Origin of the sequence: Mucilaginibacter litoreus, assembly GCF_042676805.1 — a bacterium.
Lineage (GTDB): Bacteria > Bacteroidota > Bacteroidia > Sphingobacteriales > Sphingobacteriaceae > Mucilaginibacter > Mucilaginibacter litoreus.
Genome location: NZ_JBHTHZ010000011.1, coordinates 54,205 through 69,902 on the forward strand (window position 1 = coordinate 54,205; position 15,698 = coordinate 69,902).

Annotated in this window: 17 protein-coding genes; 11 read left to right on the plus strand and 6 right to left on the minus strand. The window is 41.8% G+C overall.

Annotation, left to right across the window (positions count from 1 at the left end):
* Positions 1-19: 19 nt before the first annotated feature.
* On the minus strand, positions 20-667 hold the full coding sequence (locus tag ACFQZX_RS12395; protein ID WP_377115739.1) for a hypothetical protein: 648 nt from the start codon (positions 665-667) through the stop codon (positions 20-22).
* A 196-nt stretch (positions 668-863) separates the two neighbouring features.
* Here ACFQZX_RS12395 and ACFQZX_RS12400 point away from each other — a divergent pair, with 196 nt between their 5' ends.
* The gene (locus ACFQZX_RS12400) at positions 864-1,880 is read left to right on the plus strand and encodes a threonine aldolase family protein (protein ID WP_377115741.1); all 1,017 of its coding nucleotides are present in this window, start codon (positions 864-866) and stop codon (positions 1,878-1,880) included.
* A gap of 108 nt (positions 1,881-1,988) precedes the next feature.
* Complete coding sequence (locus ACFQZX_RS12405) at positions 1,989-3,074, plus strand: DNA topoisomerase IB (protein WP_377115744.1); 1,086 nt, start codon at positions 1,989-1,991, stop codon at positions 3,072-3,074.
* Positions 3,075-3,127: 53 nt separating this feature from the next.
* Here ACFQZX_RS12405 and ACFQZX_RS12410 read toward each other — a convergent pair whose 3' ends face one another.
* Both ACFQZX_RS12410 and ACFQZX_RS12415 read right to left on the minus strand, forming a co-directional pair.
* A complete protein-coding gene (locus ACFQZX_RS12410; protein ID WP_377115747.1) occupies positions 3,128-4,996 on the minus strand; it encodes a M56 family metallopeptidase in 1,869 nt (622 codons plus the stop codon).
* A gap of 4 nt (positions 4,997-5,000) precedes the next feature.
* The gene (locus ACFQZX_RS12415) at positions 5,001-5,363 is read right to left on the minus strand and encodes a BlaI/MecI/CopY family transcriptional regulator (RefSeq protein WP_377115750.1); all 363 of its coding nucleotides are present in this window, start codon (positions 5,361-5,363) and stop codon (positions 5,001-5,003) included.
* A gap of 193 nt (positions 5,364-5,556) precedes the next feature.
* Here ACFQZX_RS12415 and ACFQZX_RS12420 point away from each other — a divergent pair, with 193 nt between their 5' ends.
* The 3 genes from ACFQZX_RS12420 (at position 5,557) to ACFQZX_RS12430 (ending at position 7,932) form a co-directional block, all read left to right on the plus strand.
* Positions 5,557-6,402, plus strand: a complete 846-nt coding sequence (locus ACFQZX_RS12420) for an SDR family oxidoreductase (RefSeq protein ID WP_377115752.1) — start codon at positions 5,557-5,559, stop codon at positions 6,400-6,402.
* Positions 6,403-6,470: 68 nt separating this feature from the next.
* A complete protein-coding gene (locus ACFQZX_RS12425; RefSeq protein WP_377115754.1) occupies positions 6,471-6,968 on the plus strand; it encodes a c-type cytochrome in 498 nt (165 codons plus the stop codon).
* A 73-nt stretch (positions 6,969-7,041) separates the two neighbouring features.
* The gene (locus ACFQZX_RS12430; RefSeq protein WP_377115757.1) at positions 7,042-7,932 is read left to right on the plus strand and encodes a Nif3-like dinuclear metal center hexameric protein; all 891 of its coding nucleotides are present in this window, start codon (positions 7,042-7,044) and stop codon (positions 7,930-7,932) included.
* Between the two features lie 3 nt (positions 7,933-7,935).
* On the opposite strand, the gene ACFQZX_RS12435 is transcribed toward ACFQZX_RS12430, so the two are convergent.
* Complete coding sequence (locus ACFQZX_RS12435) at positions 7,936-9,150, minus strand: BaiN/RdsA family NAD(P)/FAD-dependent oxidoreductase (RefSeq protein ID WP_377115759.1); 1,215 nt, start codon at positions 9,148-9,150, stop codon at positions 7,936-7,938.
* Between ACFQZX_RS12435 and ACFQZX_RS12440 the strand changes: the two genes are divergently transcribed.
* The 3 genes from ACFQZX_RS12440 to accC all read left to right on the plus strand — a co-directional run bounded on the left by ACFQZX_RS12440 (position 9,149) and on the right by accC (position 11,926).
* Complete coding sequence (locus ACFQZX_RS12440; protein ID WP_377115761.1) at positions 9,149-9,748, plus strand: NADH-quinone oxidoreductase subunit A; 600 nt, start codon at positions 9,149-9,151, stop codon at positions 9,746-9,748. The genes ACFQZX_RS12435 and ACFQZX_RS12440 overlap by 2 nt on opposite strands.
* The gene (locus ACFQZX_RS12445) at positions 9,738-10,235 is read left to right on the plus strand and encodes an NADH-quinone oxidoreductase subunit B (protein ID WP_449288929.1); all 498 of its coding nucleotides are present in this window, start codon (positions 9,738-9,740) and stop codon (positions 10,233-10,235) included. Before ACFQZX_RS12440 ends, ACFQZX_RS12445 begins: the two co-directional genes overlap by 11 nt.
* 209 nt (positions 10,236-10,444) lie before the next feature.
* Complete coding sequence (accC, locus tag ACFQZX_RS12450; protein ID WP_377115765.1) at positions 10,445-11,926, plus strand: acetyl-CoA carboxylase biotin carboxylase subunit; 1,482 nt, start codon at positions 10,445-10,447, stop codon at positions 11,924-11,926.
* Between the two features lie 5 nt (positions 11,927-11,931).
* On the opposite strand, the gene ACFQZX_RS12455 is transcribed toward accC, so the two are convergent.
* Positions 11,932-12,387: an NUDIX domain-containing protein gene (locus ACFQZX_RS12455; protein ID WP_377115767.1), complete on the minus strand. Its 456-nt coding sequence runs from the start codon at positions 12,385-12,387 to the stop codon at positions 11,932-11,934.
* 69 nt (positions 12,388-12,456) lie between these two features.
* On the opposite strand from ACFQZX_RS12455, the gene ACFQZX_RS12460 reads away from it, so the two are divergent.
* The 3 genes from ACFQZX_RS12460 to ACFQZX_RS12470 all read left to right on the plus strand — a co-directional run bounded on the left by ACFQZX_RS12460 (position 12,457) and on the right by ACFQZX_RS12470 (position 14,536).
* Positions 12,457-12,954: an SRPBCC family protein gene (locus ACFQZX_RS12460; RefSeq protein ID WP_377115769.1), complete on the plus strand. Its 498-nt coding sequence runs from the start codon at positions 12,457-12,459 to the stop codon at positions 12,952-12,954.
* Between the two features lie 149 nt (positions 12,955-13,103).
* Positions 13,104-13,850 (plus strand): hypothetical protein, encoded by a 747-nt coding sequence (locus ACFQZX_RS12465; protein WP_377115771.1) that lies wholly within the window; start codon positions 13,104-13,106, stop codon positions 13,848-13,850.
* Positions 13,851-13,951: 101 nt separating this feature from the next.
* Entirely contained in the window at positions 13,952-14,536 is a 585-nt protein-coding gene (locus ACFQZX_RS12470) for a riboflavin synthase (protein WP_377115773.1), read from the plus strand.
* Between the two features lie 16 nt (positions 14,537-14,552).
* On the opposite strand, the gene ACFQZX_RS12475 is transcribed toward ACFQZX_RS12470, so the two are convergent.
* Entirely contained in the window at positions 14,553-15,689 is a 1,137-nt protein-coding gene (locus ACFQZX_RS12475) for a tetratricopeptide repeat protein (protein WP_377115774.1), read from the minus strand.
* Between the last annotated feature and the right edge of the window lie 9 nt (positions 15,690-15,698).

A 15,698-nucleotide genomic window follows, 5' to 3' on the forward strand; every position in this document is an offset into this window, starting at 1 on the left:
ACTAATAAAGGCCAAAATTCTATTCATTGGTATTTATTGGCAATTTGCCGGTATAGTAATAATCTAATAAAGCTTTCATGTCACCGTAACGGAAGGTTCTATCTTTTATTTTGGTAACAACTTCGGGTTTACCTGCTAATATACTGCTCATTGTTGCAGCAAAGTTTTTTTTGTCAATTTTAGTTACATTATTTGGATCTTTACCAAAATAATAGGTTGTTTTTACACCCCGGCCTATGTGTGTGCCAACTTCCATACCCACGCCAAAGTTGCCGCCCCCGCCGCCACTGCCAATAAGTAATGGAAATCCCTGTTTAAAAATGCTGGCCGCGTATAAGTTGAAGGGACCATCTACTTCTACCAAGAGTATCGGACTATTTTTAAGGATTACGTTAGTTGAAACCACAAAGCTATCTGCTGCCATGGTAAAAGCCCTTAGTTTGTAATAAGGTATCGGAAAAACATTTGAATTGGCATCGGCGCGGTAAAATATCTGATCGCCATCCGGGTATTCGCCTTTCATAGGTGGTGTCCAGGACACCAGTCCGTGGAATACTTCGCCACTAGTATGGTAAACAGTCCCTTCGTCCCATTGCATGTTAGGGGTTTGTGCCCGGGCGATTGATACGGTTAGCAGAAATAGAAAAAACAAAAATAATTTTCTCATAGTAGGTATGGTCAATCAACCATGTCACTATAACGCGGTTTTATGGCTTTTATTCTGATAAAAAACTTTAGTTTCAGAGCGGTGATTCAGCTCGATACCTTGTCCCTGCGTTTATTAATTGTAATACTTATGATACAAAATAGCAATGAAAATTGCCGGGTAATCATTTAGATTTGAAGTCAAATATAACAATTACATGATGACAGTTGATCTGCGCAGCGATACCGTAACCAAACCTACACCCGGTATGCTCGAGGCAATGTGGAGCGCGAAGGTAGGTGATGCCGTTTTTGGTGAAGATGAAACCGTAAATGCACTTGAAAACAAGGCAGCAGAAATGTTTGGTATGGAGGCAGCTATTTACTGCCCATCAGGCACCATGACCAACCAGATAGCCATCAAATGTTTCACCCAACCGCTTGATGAACTAATTGCCGACCAGACCGCGCATGTTTACCGTTACGAAGGTGGAGGCATAGCCTTTAATTCGGCTGTTTCCACACGTTTATTAAATGGCTACCGGGGCATACTTACTGCCGAAATGATTGAACCCGAGATCAACGAAGAGAATATTCACTATCCGCATACCAGCCTGGTTGTGCTTGAGAATACCGTTAACAAAGGCGGGGGAAGTTGTTATACTTTAAACCAGATAGCCCCCATTGCCGAGTTATGCAAAAAACATAGTCTTAAACTACACCTGGATGGCGCGCGTGTATTTAACGCCCTTGCACATACCGGCGATAAAGCAATAAACTATGGCAAATATTTTAATGGTATTTCGGTTTGCCTGTCTAAAGGGTTGGGTGCGCCTGTAGGCTCAGTGTTACTTGCCGATAAGGAGACCATTAAATATGCCCGAAGGATACGTAAAGTATTGGGCGGTGGAATGAGGCAGGCAGGCTTTTTAGCCGCAGCCGGCATTTACGCCCTTGACCATCATGTTGAGCGCTTAAAGATAGATCATGCACATGCCCGTATCTTAGGCGACGAACTGGCCAACTGCCAGTGGGTAAGTAATATTGTTCCGGTTGAGACAAATATCGTTCTGTTTGATACCATAGAGCCGGCAGAGAAGGTACTTGCCCAACTGGCTGAAAAAGGCATCAAAGCCGGAAGCACCGATACGCACCGCATACGTTTTGTAACACATCTGGATGTACATGCCGAGCAGGTGGAGTATGTGGTTGATGTGCTGAAAAACAAAGGATAAAGGACAAAAGAAAGAAGAATACATCCATTTGAAATCCTTTATCTTTGTCTTTGATCTTTTCTTCTGCACCCTAAAACCTATCTATCGGTTGCATGTTGTATCCTTCAAATGAACCGCCTGATAAAGAAACTGGAAAAAATAGGACGCGACCCTAAGATAACTGCTAAGGCCGTGGGTTTGCGCTACGTGTCTGATACATCACCGGGTTATACCCGTAAAAAGTCGGGCAAGGGGTGGAGCTACTATGGTGCGGATGGCAGTTTGGTAACGGACAAGGAACTTATTCATAGATTTAACAGCCTTGTTATACCACCTGCCTATACAAATGTATGGATATCACCCTACGACAACAGCCACCTGCAATTTACCGGTACAGATGCGGCCGGGCGCAAGCAATACCGCTATCATCCCTACTGGAATAAAATACGTAATCAATCCAAATATCATCGTTTACAAACGTTTGCGGCGCATTTGCCGGCCATCAGGCAGCAGGTAGACCAGGACCTTGCACGCCGCAACCTCGATCATGAAAAGGTAGTAGCGCTTGTTGTGCGGTTAATGGAGTTAACCAGCATCCGCGTGGGCAACGAATCGTACAAAAAGCTTTACGGCTCATTTGGCTTAACCACTTTAATGGATAAGCATGTTAAGATCGAAGGATCAAAAATGAAATTTGAATTCAAGGGAAAGAAGGGCGTGATGCACAAGATATCGTTGCAAAGTAAAAGGCTGGCCAGGCTGGTAAAGCAATGCCGCGATATCCCCGGAAAAGAGCTTTTTCAATTTTATAATGACAGTGGCGAACGTTGTACCATAGGCTCAGGAGATATTAATACTTATCTAAAAAATATAACCGGCGAGGATTTTACCGCCAAGGATTTCCGTACCTGGGCAGGCAGCGTAAGCGCTTTGTATGCATTTAAAGAGGCCGGCGAGTTTGAAACCTTATCTGAGTGCAAAAAGAAGATCGTAAGTGTTTTAGATGAGGTAGCTATAAACCTGGGCAATACGCGTACCGTATGCAAAAAATACTATGTGCACCCAACAGTGATTAAAAGCTACGAAGAGGGAACCATATTCAAATACATCAAGGAACTGGATGAAGAAAAAGATATCCAGTCGGCAGAACTCAATCGTGCCGAGAAAGCACTGCTTGAAATCTTACAAAACGAAAAGCTTGCTGAGGCAAGCTAATAAAAGATTGATGCAGCTCGCCTGCATCAATCTTTACCTATTGACTGATCTGATTATTGCTTTGCTTTTTTAGTGTAGATATAAACTACTCCATTTTTTGCTTTTTCGCCATATTTAATTGTGTCGGCAAAATTGGTTACGCTCATGCGGTCGATATCAAAGGCCGATAGTTTTTTCATTTCTTCTTTGCTGGCTACTTTCCCATCTATCACAATTACTTTATCAGAGATACGGTCGGTTGCCGATCTGATAAAAAACTGATTTTCAGGTTTGGCCAAAAACGTGGCCGAAGCACCCTGATCTTTTTTGATAGAGTAGCTGTTGACATAAACCCTGCCGTTTTTTGTTGCCAGCCCATCTGTAACAATTATTGAATCGCCTTTGAGTTTAAGGTTCTGTGAGACATAACCCGTAACTACAACATCTTTAAGATCTTTATTAAATTTAAGTGTATCCCCTGTACGAAGAATAGTTACAGCGCCAACCTTACCGGTTAAGCCTGGTAGTTTAGCGATTAAACCCTTCTCGGTGTCAGTAAGATTATTTGCGTCGCGGTTTATGTCATTTATCCTTATTGTATTGACTTGTTTATTAACACCAAGCTTATCAGCAAGTATTTTACCAGCTTCAGAGTCTTTGGTAATTATAAAAGCGATCCGGTTATTATTATCGAAATCAAATTCGTTGCCTAACAAACGTTTAGCATCAGCAGCAGATACTACATTTATGCTCCTGATCTTTTCCGGATCGATAGCGTTGAACTGTGCGGGTGTTATTCTTTTACCATCCATAACAATGTTAAGCGAATCTATTTTATGGTTTTTTGTGCCTAAAAATATAATCCCGTGTTTAGTTGTATCAGTTTTGATAGTGAATACAACGGTGTGCTTTGATCGCAATGAATCGACCCTTTTAGGTTGTACAGTTAATTTTTTAGCTTTAGCAGGCACAGTATCTGTAATAGAAATAACTTTTTGTGCGGCTTCTTTCAAGGCTATGGTAACCGGTTTAAAAGCCGCCTGAAATTTTATTTTAAACGGCTTGGCTACCTCTGCCTTAGATATGGTAAATACAAGCAGCAGGCCCACTATAACAGGTATTACAAAGGCATAGCGTGTTAAGTTATATCGCGAAGATCTTTTAGCATTCATCATAATAATACGTTTTTTTATAGTTGAAATATTGAAGTGGTTTACAATACCTGGCGTTGCTGCATTAAAACTTACATTCACAAGGCTGTATTGGTAGCTTTTGCTATCGATGCCGTTGTTCAGTATATTTCGGTCTGTTATAAATTCTATATTTTCACGCACAGCTTTTTTCATAAGCCATACGCCGGGGTTAAACCAGTAGAAAATACAGCTTATCTCGGCTAATATTATATCAAGCGTATGCCAGCCGTTAACATGAACCTGCTCATGCTGTAATATCGCTTCCAGGTCTTTTGCATCATGGTTGGCAGGGTTAACGTAAATACTTTTCCAGAACGAAAAAGGTGCCGCCTCGCCGCTGATAACGCGCACTTTAAAGTTTTTTATTTGCTTTGGTTCAGATTGACGGTAAAGCTGATAAAGAGAGAACAACTGCATCAGAAAGCGTATTCCCAATAACACGGCTCCAAACCAGAATAATACTGTTGCCCATTGCCAGTAGTCGGGCTTTTCTAAAGGCTTTATTAAATTGGCCGCAGGTATCTGCCAGCTGTAAACCACTGTTTGTACAGGTTTGGCCAAAACACCATGGCGCTGCACAAAACTGCTCAGATCTATGTAAGGGTAGGCGCTCGCAAACATAATGGCAGCCATCAGATATACACGGTTGAGCGTATAGAACGTAAGGTGGCGCAATACAAGGTAATATCCTGCGCAAAACAGCAATAGTGCAATATTCACTTTAAATAAAAAAACAAATAAGGCAGGCATATAATTATTTTTTAGGGTTTTCAATCAGGTTGATGATCTCTTTCAAATCGCTGGCACTTATCTTTTTATCTTTGGCAAAAAATGTAACCAGGTCTTTGTAAGAGTTTTTAAAGTAATCGCTTACAAAGCCGTTCATAAAACGTTTTTTGTATTCTTCTTCGGCAATTGTTGGCGTATACCTGTATGAGTTACCCAGCTTTTCGCCTGTTAAAAATCCTTTACGCTCCAGGTTCTTTATTGTTGATGCGAGGGTGGTATAAGGCGGTCTGGGTTCGTCCATGATATCTAAAAAGTCTTTTATAAATCCCTTGCCTGCCTGCCATACGGCTTGCATCGCTTCTTCTTCCTGTTGTGATAATTTGTCCATTTTTCTACGATTATTTCGTAAATATACGATTGATTCGTAATATTAAAAATATTTTAACACATTTTAACTGTTTGTTCGGCTTACGGTTATACGATCCGGTAATTTGTAGATAAGGTTGTAATAACTTGAGTTGAGCACTATTGCAAAAAGTAAGTAAACTTTTAAATTTGACTCATTAACCTTTATAGATACTATGCCCTTTACCACCACAATTATCACCGGCGCCACATCAGGTATCGGAAAAGAAACGGCTCTTGCATTGGCAAAAAAAGAGCATGCGGTGTATATGCTTGTCAGGAACATTCAGAAAGGAGAGGAGTTAAGGCAATACATTATTTCAACTACCAAGAACAAGCATATTTATGTAATAGAATGCGACCTTGCCGACCTTGAAAGCGTACGCAATGCTGCGGGGGTGTTAAAGAGCAGTTTGTTAGGTATTAATATCCTTATTAACAACGCGGGCGGAATATTTGCGCAGCGCCAAGAAAGCAAAAACGGTAACGAGATGACTTTTGCAGTTAATCATTTGGGACATTTTGTACTGGTACAGTGCCTGCTGCCACTGCTGGAGAGGGGGCATGCCCGGGTTATTAATGTAAGCTCGGAAGCCCACCGGATGGCAAAACTAAATTTTAAGGATATTAACTGGCTAAAACGCCCTTACTCTGCCTGGTATGCTTATGGTACAGCCAAACTATTCAATATTTACTTTACACGTTCGCTTGCTGTAAAATATGGGTCAAAAGGTATTAGCGCTTTTGCTTTGCACCCTGGGCTCGTAAACACTTCTTTCGGCACAGATATAACAGGTTGGGGCAAATGGTTTTTATGGCTTGCACGGCCTTTTATGATTACGCCCGAGGCTGGTGCGCAAACCACTATTTATCTGGCTACAGCTACACGTATTGATGCCAAGAGCGGCAAATATTTTAAAAATAAACGCCCGGCTAAAACTTCGTCGCTGGCTACAGATGAAGTAAAGCGCAACCAGCTTTGGGATATCAGTATGAACCTTGCTGGTCCGTTTTTAGTGTAACATAAACACTGCTAATATTGAGAATTTAAAATAATTTGTTTAGATTTAAAGTTTAAACGCCTAATCTGATGAAGCTAAACAAAAAAATCTTTGTAACTGCAGGTCTGTTATCGGCTGTGGCATTCATGGCTATGTCGCCAGTTGCCCAGCAGGAAGAGCCAAAATTTCAAAACCTAAAAGTATTACCTAAAAATATTACCGGTAAGCAATTGCACGCTGTTATGGAGGAGTGGGAACATGCACTGGGCGCACGTTGCAGCTTTTGCCATGTACGTAACGAAGAAACCAAAAAGATGGATTGGGCGAGCGATGCCAAGCCGGAAAAACAAATGGCCCGTAATATGTACAAAATGACACAAGCGATTAATAAAAAATATTTTCATTCAAAAAAAGATACTACGGGCATGGTAGTGGAAAGCAATGTTAATTGCTACAGTTGCCACCGCGGCGTTTCACACCCGGAAGTAATCAGGGCGTCTGAACTGCCGCGTTCAAAGCCTGAAGGAAACGGCCCGGGAGGGCAAAGCGTTCCACCTGCCGGTGCACCAGCTCAAAACGGAAAATAATATTATAAACATTTATATTTACAAAGCATCAATTTAGTTATTGATGCTTTGTTGTTTTAATTTAATATTAACCATGATCAATCGCCGTAAGTTTTTAAACAGTACAGGTAAAGCGATAGGTAGCATCGCATTATTAAATATAATACCAGGTGTTTCTACAGCTATAAATTTGCCGCCCCAACATACTGTTCAGCAGGTTATTGATATTATACTTAAGGCAGGCAACCTTAACCCGGCTGCAGGTACGGTTGATACTATTAAGGCCGGCAATGCGGACCAACCGGTTACCGGTATTGTAACCACCATGTTTGCTACTACTGATGTAATCAATCAGGCTGTTAAATTGGGTGCAAACTTCATTATAGCACACGAACCAACTTTTTATAATCATACCGACGACAAAGACCTTGTAAAAGACAATCCGGTAGTAAAAGAAAAGCTCGATCTGTTGAACAGGCATAAAATAACTGTATGGCGTTTTCATGACGGCCTGCACTCACTCAATCCAGACCCGGTGGGATATGGTTTTTTACAAAAGACCGGCTGGCTGAAGTATTATAAAGATGAGCAATACAGTATCCAAATTCCGGCGGTTAGTCTTCAGCAAATGGTGCAGCACCTTAAAAAATCGCTCGGCATACAGCATGTAAGGGTAATAGGTGATCTGAATTTACAATGCCGTAAAGTCACCGTTATCCCCGGGGCTGCCGGCGGCAAATGGCAAATGAGCGCAGTTGTTGCAGATAATCCTGATGTGTTGATAGTAGGTGAGGTATCTGAATGGGAAACGGCCGAATTCATCCGTGACAGCAACGCCCAGGGCCGCAAAAAGGCTTTAATTATTCTTGGCCATGCCCTTAGTGAAGAGCCCGGTATGGAGTGCCTGGTGAGCTGGCTGCAGCCTAAGTTACCCGGAATAAAGATAACCCATATCGCTTCAGGTGAGCCGTTTACCTGGATGTAAGGTTTATAAATTTTGGGCGATTACAAAGCCGCTTGCCCATGCCCACTGAAAGTTGTAACCGCCAAGCCATCCTGTAACATCTACGCATTCGCCGCCAAAGAACAGGCCGGGGATTTTTTTTGCTTCCAGTGTTTTTGAAGATAGCTCATTGGTATCAACACCGCCTGTCATCACCTCGGCTTTATCATAACCTTTTGTACCGGCGGGCTTTACTTTAAACTGATGTATCAGGTTGTTTATAATTTCCATATCCGTCTTTGAAAGGGATGCCAGATTTTTGTCGACGGGCAGATGATCGCTTAGCGCCTCTGCAAATTTGCGAGTAAATAATGATGACAGGTAATTAAGCAGCATCCTTTTACCATTTGCTTCGCGCTCCAGAGTAATTAATTCAGTGATTTTTTTACCCGGAAGCAGATCGATATAAATGTACTCTCCGGGCTTCCAATAGGATGATATCTGCAAAATAGCGGGTCCGCTTAATCCCCAGTGGGTAAACAATATGTTTTCTTCAAAGCTGACTCTGTCGTTCCATACCCTGCAAAACATACTGTTGCCCGATAGCTGCTGATACCATTGCTGATCTTTACCGGTAATGGTAAGCGGTACTAAAGCCGGAGACGTTTCGGTTACCTTTAAACCGAATTTACGTGCCATACGAAGGCCAAAATCAGATGCTCCAAGCTTTTGCACAGGCAGGCCACCACTGGCAATCACTATTTTAGGCGCATACAAGGTTTCTTTTCGTTCGTTACGTGATATGGAAACTGAAAAGCCGCCAGTTGCCCTGTCCACACTGATCACTTCCGTATCACACCATATTTCCTGATCAAGGTCGCGGCACAGATTTGTAAAAACGTTAACAATATCTTTGGCTTTATTGGTTACAGGAAATAGCTGGCCAAGTGTCTTTTCCTGTCCTTCAATGCCATATGTTTCAAAAAAAGATATGGTATCATCCACCGTCCATTGCGAAAGGGCCGAGCGGCTAAAGTGTTCGTTTTGAGAAATAAACTGTTTATGCGTAGTGTAAAGATTAGTATAATTGCAGCGCCCGCCACCGCTAATGAGTATTTTGGCGCCAACACGGTCATTCTTTTCCAGTATTAATGTACGCTTGCCTAAAAAGCCGGCCTGAACGGCACATGTTAATCCGCAGGCGCCGCCGCCAATTATTATAGCATCAAAGTGCGATTGATTTGTTAAATTTGCAGTCATGGATGGTGTGGCGCAAATATCTGAATTTGGAAAGATACTTATCTTTTTAATTACCGGTACAATAGCACTTGGCGGTCTTTTTTTTGCCAACCGCTTTTTAGCGCCCCGTAATCCAACGCCCGATAAGCTGACTACCTATGAATGTGGCGAAGAACCAACCGGAAATGCATGGCTGCCGTTTAATTCCCGCTTTTATGTAATAGCGCTTGTTTTTTTGTTGTTTGATGTAGAGATGGTATTTGTTTTCCCCTGGGCTACCGTTTTTGGCAACCATGATTTACAGGCTGCGGATGCACGCTGGGGATGGCTCTCTTTCATAGAGATGGTGATCTTTTTATGTATACTGATCTTGGGCCTGGTTTACGTTTGGGTAAAGGGAGATCTGAATTGGATAAAGCCAACTGCATTGCGCCCGCAAACAGATGTACGTGTGCCTAAAAATTTATACGAGCAACTTAATGCTGAACAGGCAAAATATCAGATAAAAAGTTTTGAAATAACGCCAGTTGACGATGCTGCTCCTGCAGCCGAAGCAGCATCTACGGCACGTAAACCAATGTTTAAACCAACTTTTAAAAAGCCCGCAAATGATGCCTGACATAACACATGAAAACGGTGGCATTATGGTCACAAAAATGGATGACCTGCTTAATTGGGCACGTTTATCCTCGTTATGGCCTATGAGCTTTGGTATAGCCTGCTGTGCCATAGAAATGATGGGAGCCATGGCTTCCAGTTACGACCTTGATCGTTTTGGCGTTTTCCCAAGGCCTTCGGCGCGGCAGTCAGACGTTATTATCATCGCAGGTACGGTTACCTTTAAAATGGCCGAGCGTATCAAACGCCTGTATGAGCAAATGCCCGATCCTAAATATGTGATATCTATGGGCTCATGCTCTAATTGCGGCGGGCCATACTGGCAGCATGGCTACCATGTGGTAAAGGGGGTTGACAAGGTTATACCTGTAGATGTTTATGTACAGGGCTGCCCTCCGCGCCCCGAGTCATTGATCGGCGCTATACTCGAGCTGCAAAAAAAGATCGAAAAAGAACATATTGTTGCAGGCGTGCAGAAAGTATCTTAATTTACATTTGCAAAAACTATATCTTTTAGTTTAATGTATTAATTAATATATTAAATATTAAAGATATGTTACTACCAATTGCATTTGTAATCATAGCGGTTTTTGTAGTGTTAGCCCTTTTTTTAATTATCAGGAAATCAAAAGGCAAAGAAGAGAAGCGTTAATGCTTTATTTTGACGTTTGCTCAGATTAATTACATTTGTTAATCTATGCAAAAAATCCTGGTTGCCAACCGTGGCGAAATCGCACTGCGTGTAATGCGCTCCGCCCGAGAAATGGGCGTCAAAACTGTTGCTGTTTACTCTGAGGCAGACCGCGATGCATTGCATGTGCGTTATGCGGATGAGGCAGTATTTATAGGCCCTGCTCCATCCAATCAATCCTATCTTGTAGCACAAAAAATAATTGATGCCTGTAAACTTACAGGCGCCGAAGCAATACATCCCGGATATGGCTTTTTAAGTGAAAACGCTTCTTTTGCACGTCAGGTGCGCGAGGCTGGTCTGATATTGATAGGCCCTTCGCCCGAGGCAATGGAGATCATGGGTAATAAACTATCTGCCAAAGCTGCAGCCTTGCAGTATAATATACCGATGGTGCCCGGAACAGAAGAAGCCATTACCGATATTGCCGAAGCTAAGCAGCGCGCTATTGAAGTAGGCTTCCCTATACTGATAAAAGCAGCTGCCGGTGGTGGGGGCAAAGGAATGCGCATAGTAGAATCCGCTGAGCATTTTGAGGAACAGATGAACCTTGCTGTGTCTGAAGCAACATCGGCTTTTGGCGATGGAGCCGTGTTTATAGAGCGATATGTATCCTCACCGAAGCATATAGAAATACAGGTGCTTGGCGATACACATGGTAATATCGTGCATCTTTTTGAGCGCGATTGCTCTGTGCAACGCCGCCATCAAAAGGTTATTGAAGAAGCTCCATCTGCTGTGCTTACACCAGAGCTAAGAGAACAGATGGGAAAGTGCGCGGTAGATGTAGCCCGTTCAGTCAATTATACCGGGGCCGGTACAGTTGAGTTTATTATGGATGATGGGCTCAATTTTTATTTTTTAGAGATGAATACCCGGCTGCAGGTAGAGCATCCGGTTACCGAATTAATAAGCGGTATCGACCTGGTGAAAGAACAAATAAGAATTGCGCGCGGCGAGGCGATCAGTTTTAAGCAGGAAGATTTAGAGATCAATGGGCATGCAATGGAACTGCGTGTTTACGCCGAAGATCCGGCAAATGATTTTCTGCCGGATATAGGCAGGCTGCAAACCTACATAACTCCCAAAGGGCCAGGTGTACGGGTTGATGATGGCTTTGAGCAAGGCATGGAAATTCCTATTTATTACGACCCAATGATAGCCAAACTAATTACTTATGGTAAAGATCGCAGGGAGGCTATTGAGCGAATGATAAGAGCCATTAATGAGTATCAGATAACCGGTATAACTACAACCTTGTCTTTCGGGGCGTTTGTAATGCAGCACGAGGCGTTTACATCAGGTAACTTCGATACACATTTTGTGAAAAAGTATTTCACTCCGGAAGTACTGAATACCGAAAGCGCTGACGAAGCTGAAATAGCCGCTTTATTAATGGAAAAATTAATGTCAGTAAAAGCTGTAACAGCGCCAGCTACAGCTGAAGTTTCATCGGCCAACTGGGTCAAAAACCGTACAAGCTATTAGGCTGTTCAGATAAAGTTTTCCAGCTCTTCCAGCAATTTTACCTGCTCGGGGATGATTTTGGTTTTGGCAATATCTATAGTGAACCAACCCGCCCGGTCAATCTCCGGGTAAATAGCCCGCTTGCCCGATTTGGGTGGCCACTCTATCTCAAAGGTATTGCTTACGATATTGGTATGATCTATGTCGCCCTCTACAGCCCACGCATGTACTGTTTTGCCGCTATTTTGCTTAACCGGCTTCAATTTTATGAAGTTGCCGCTGACTGGTTTACCAACTTCTTCTATGAACTCGCGCTGTGCCCCCAATAATGGATCTTCGTCCTCAGGAAACTCGCCCTTGGGTATTGACCACGCACCTTCGTCTTTCTTTCGGAAGAACGGGCCACCCGGGTGAACAAGGAATACTTGTGTTAAGCCGTTTGTACGGCGATAAAGCAAAATGCCGGCGCTTTGTTTAATCATATTATTTTATTTCAAATTACTGTAAAACGCTGATTATTATACTTAGTTTTAATGATCAATTATATCCTTATGGAAGATTCACGGTGGAACAAGTTTAAACTGTGCGCCGATTATAATGCTGATATGCGCAGCCTTTATTTAGCCTGGGCAACACCAGGCGGGTTAGAAAAGTGGTTTTTACGGAAAGCAGATTTCAGTACTATAGCCGGTCGCACACGTAGTTCGGATGAACATATCAATAAAGATGATCATTATACCTGGTATTGGCATGGGTATGATAATGATGTGCTGCAGAAAGGCAAAGTGATAGAAGCAAACGGCCATGATCTGTTAAAGTTTACCTTTACTGGTGATAGTATTGTTACTGTATCCTTTAAAAATCAAAACGGGCTGACAATTATTGATCTGGATCAAAACAACATCCCGCCCGAGGATGATCCGGAGAAAAACCTGCTGGTGCAATGCCAGATAGGGTGGACCTTTTATCTTACCAACTTGAAATCAATTATCGGGGGAGGTAAAGACTTACGAAACAGACGAGTGGGGTTAACCAGTTGCTTTAAATAAGCGTTAAAAAATTAAGTGAGGCGCAAGTAAATTTAAAGGTTTTTCTTATTTCTTTATCTGAAATTTTGTTTCAGTAAAGTGAAAATATTTTTGGCTAATTGATTATCAATGAAGTACTTTTGGTCAAAATTAATTAACCTTATTACCTCATGTTTATCAAATTCAGATCTGTTGCTGCCTTAGCTTTCTCTGCTTTAGCAATCACCTTTTACTCGGCTTGTACCAAAGAAACAAAAGTTACCACAAATAACGATACCGAGATAGCAACTGCAATAGCGGTAAATCTTTATAAATCTTTTGGCAACACCATCACCAGCCAAAACAATGTAACCGGCCTCCCGGCAGGCAACAGTGTAGTGAATGGTAAAAAGATAAATGAGTTAACCTGCGGACAAGTAATTGATCAGCCATTTGATAATACTTATACAAAAGGTGACAGCATAAAAGATGTTATGACAGGTGCTAACAAGTTTGTGATCAGCTGCGATGACAAAAACCAGCCCAACGGTTACCTTTATACCGGCAACTATGTAAACACTGGTTTCAACACTGTAAATACTTATACTTATACTGTAAAAGAAAATTATATATTAAAAGCTTTGGTAGATAAGTATGCAAAAATGCAGGTAGATGGTACACAGATATCAACAGTTAAAACACAGTCTAAAAAGAATGCCAACGAGTTGATGATACAAAATAACTCCTACGTTTTGAAAGGAATGGTGATTGATGCTACTACCAAACCGTTTGACCTGGCTGCAGGTACCGCAGACTTTGTCTCTAACGGAACTAATGATGGAAGAGAATTCAGCTTTAGCGGAACCATACAATATCTGGGCAACCACAAAGCAAAAGTGTCTTTTGATGGTAAGGTGATAGATATTGAAATTCGTTAACGGATATTTAATGATACACTAAAAGCGGGTAGGTAACTATCCGCTTTTTTTATGATGTTTCACAAACATTAGCCATTAGTAAATTACTTACTTTTGCCACTATGTTTACCGGTATTATTGAAACTTTAGGAAAAGTAACTAACCTGCGTACCGAGCAGGGTAATCTGCATATTACTATTGAATCGGCCATTTCAAATGAGCTGAAGATAGATCAGTCTGTCGCCCATAATGGCGTTTGCCTTACAGTGGTTGCCCTTGCTGATGGCACACACACCGTTACGGCTATCGAAGAAACGCTTAATAAAACCAATCTTTCTCATCTTAAAACCGGGGAGCCGGTAAACCTGGAGCGCTGTATGCAAATGAATGCCCGTCTGGACGGCCATATCGTTCAGGGCCATGTGGACCAGACGGCTGTTTGCACAAAATTTACCGAGCTTGAAGGCAGTTGGGAATATACCTTTCAGTATGACCCCTTAAAAGGTAATGTAATCGTTGAAAAGGGCTCCATTTGTGTAAACGGCATAAGCCTTACCGTAGTAAACTCAGTACCGGATTATTTTTCGGTTGCAATTATTCCATATACGTATGAGCATACCAACCTCCATAACGTTCGCGAAGGCTCGATAGTTAACCTTGAGTTTGATATCATAGGTAAGTATGTGGCAAGGCTGATGAACCGTTAATCAAGCCATAAATTGCTTACTTACCTAAAATCACTATCCTGCTTTTGCTGTAATCAATATAAGCTTGCTGCTTTTCAACAGGAGGTTTACCTGAAAGGTATTTTTTATAGTATTTAACAGCATTCTTTTTATCCTTTAAATAAGTATCATAAACGTTGGCCAGCGCATAATACATCATCGGCGACTCCTCAAACTGAAGCCCCTTTTGATAAGATTTAACGGCTGATATATATCTTTTAAGTTTTTCATTGCTATCCGCAATCTCGCCATAATAAGCACCGGCGTTAGGAGTAATGCCATCTTTAAGCGCCTGCTCTAAAAATAAGATAGCCATGTGCTGATCCTTAAGAGCTTTATAAGCCAATGCAGTGAAATAATATGACGTTTCATTTTGGGCAATTTTGTCTATGCCTAATAACGCTGCCAGTGCGCATTCATAGTTTTTTATGTTATAATAGGCAATACCCACTTTGCTTAATACCTCGCCACTGTTATCACCATTTTGCACTAATTTCAAACCGGTAGCTATTGTTTCCGGCCATTTTTTTTGTGCGTATTGAAGCTTTATAAGACTGTTAAGCAAAACAATGTTTTCCTGATCGGCCTCTATTGCCTTGCTCAACACCTTTTCGGCTTGCTGTGTTAATTTTATAGCCACATACAAATTGCTAAGGTCTGATGCTACATCGGGTTCGGTAGGGTTTAACTGGTTTGCTTTTTGAAGATAGGCTATGCGGTTAGGGATATCGTTCCTGCCATCGCTTAGTTTTGCCAGTTGTTTGTACACCATAAAGTTAGTGCTATCCCTGGCAATTATTTGTCTATAATAATTTTCGGCTTTAATGTTGTTCCCACGGCGAAGATTGATACTGCCAAGGCTGAATAAAACGCCGGTATTGGTTGAGTCGATACTGTAAATTCGCTGATAATAGGCCTCAGCATCAGTCAGCCGGCCCGCCATGTTGGATGTATATGCCAATTGGCTTAAAGCTTTCACATCAATAACCGGTTCCTGGTATGTTTTTTTAAGATAGTCGGCTGCCTCAGCAAATTTTTGGTTTTGGTAGTATTCGAGGAGTATGGCATTATTAAGCTTTAATGCCCGTTGTGCAAAAGTTGTAGAAGTTACGCAAATAGTAAATAAGAGAATCATAAAGCCTTT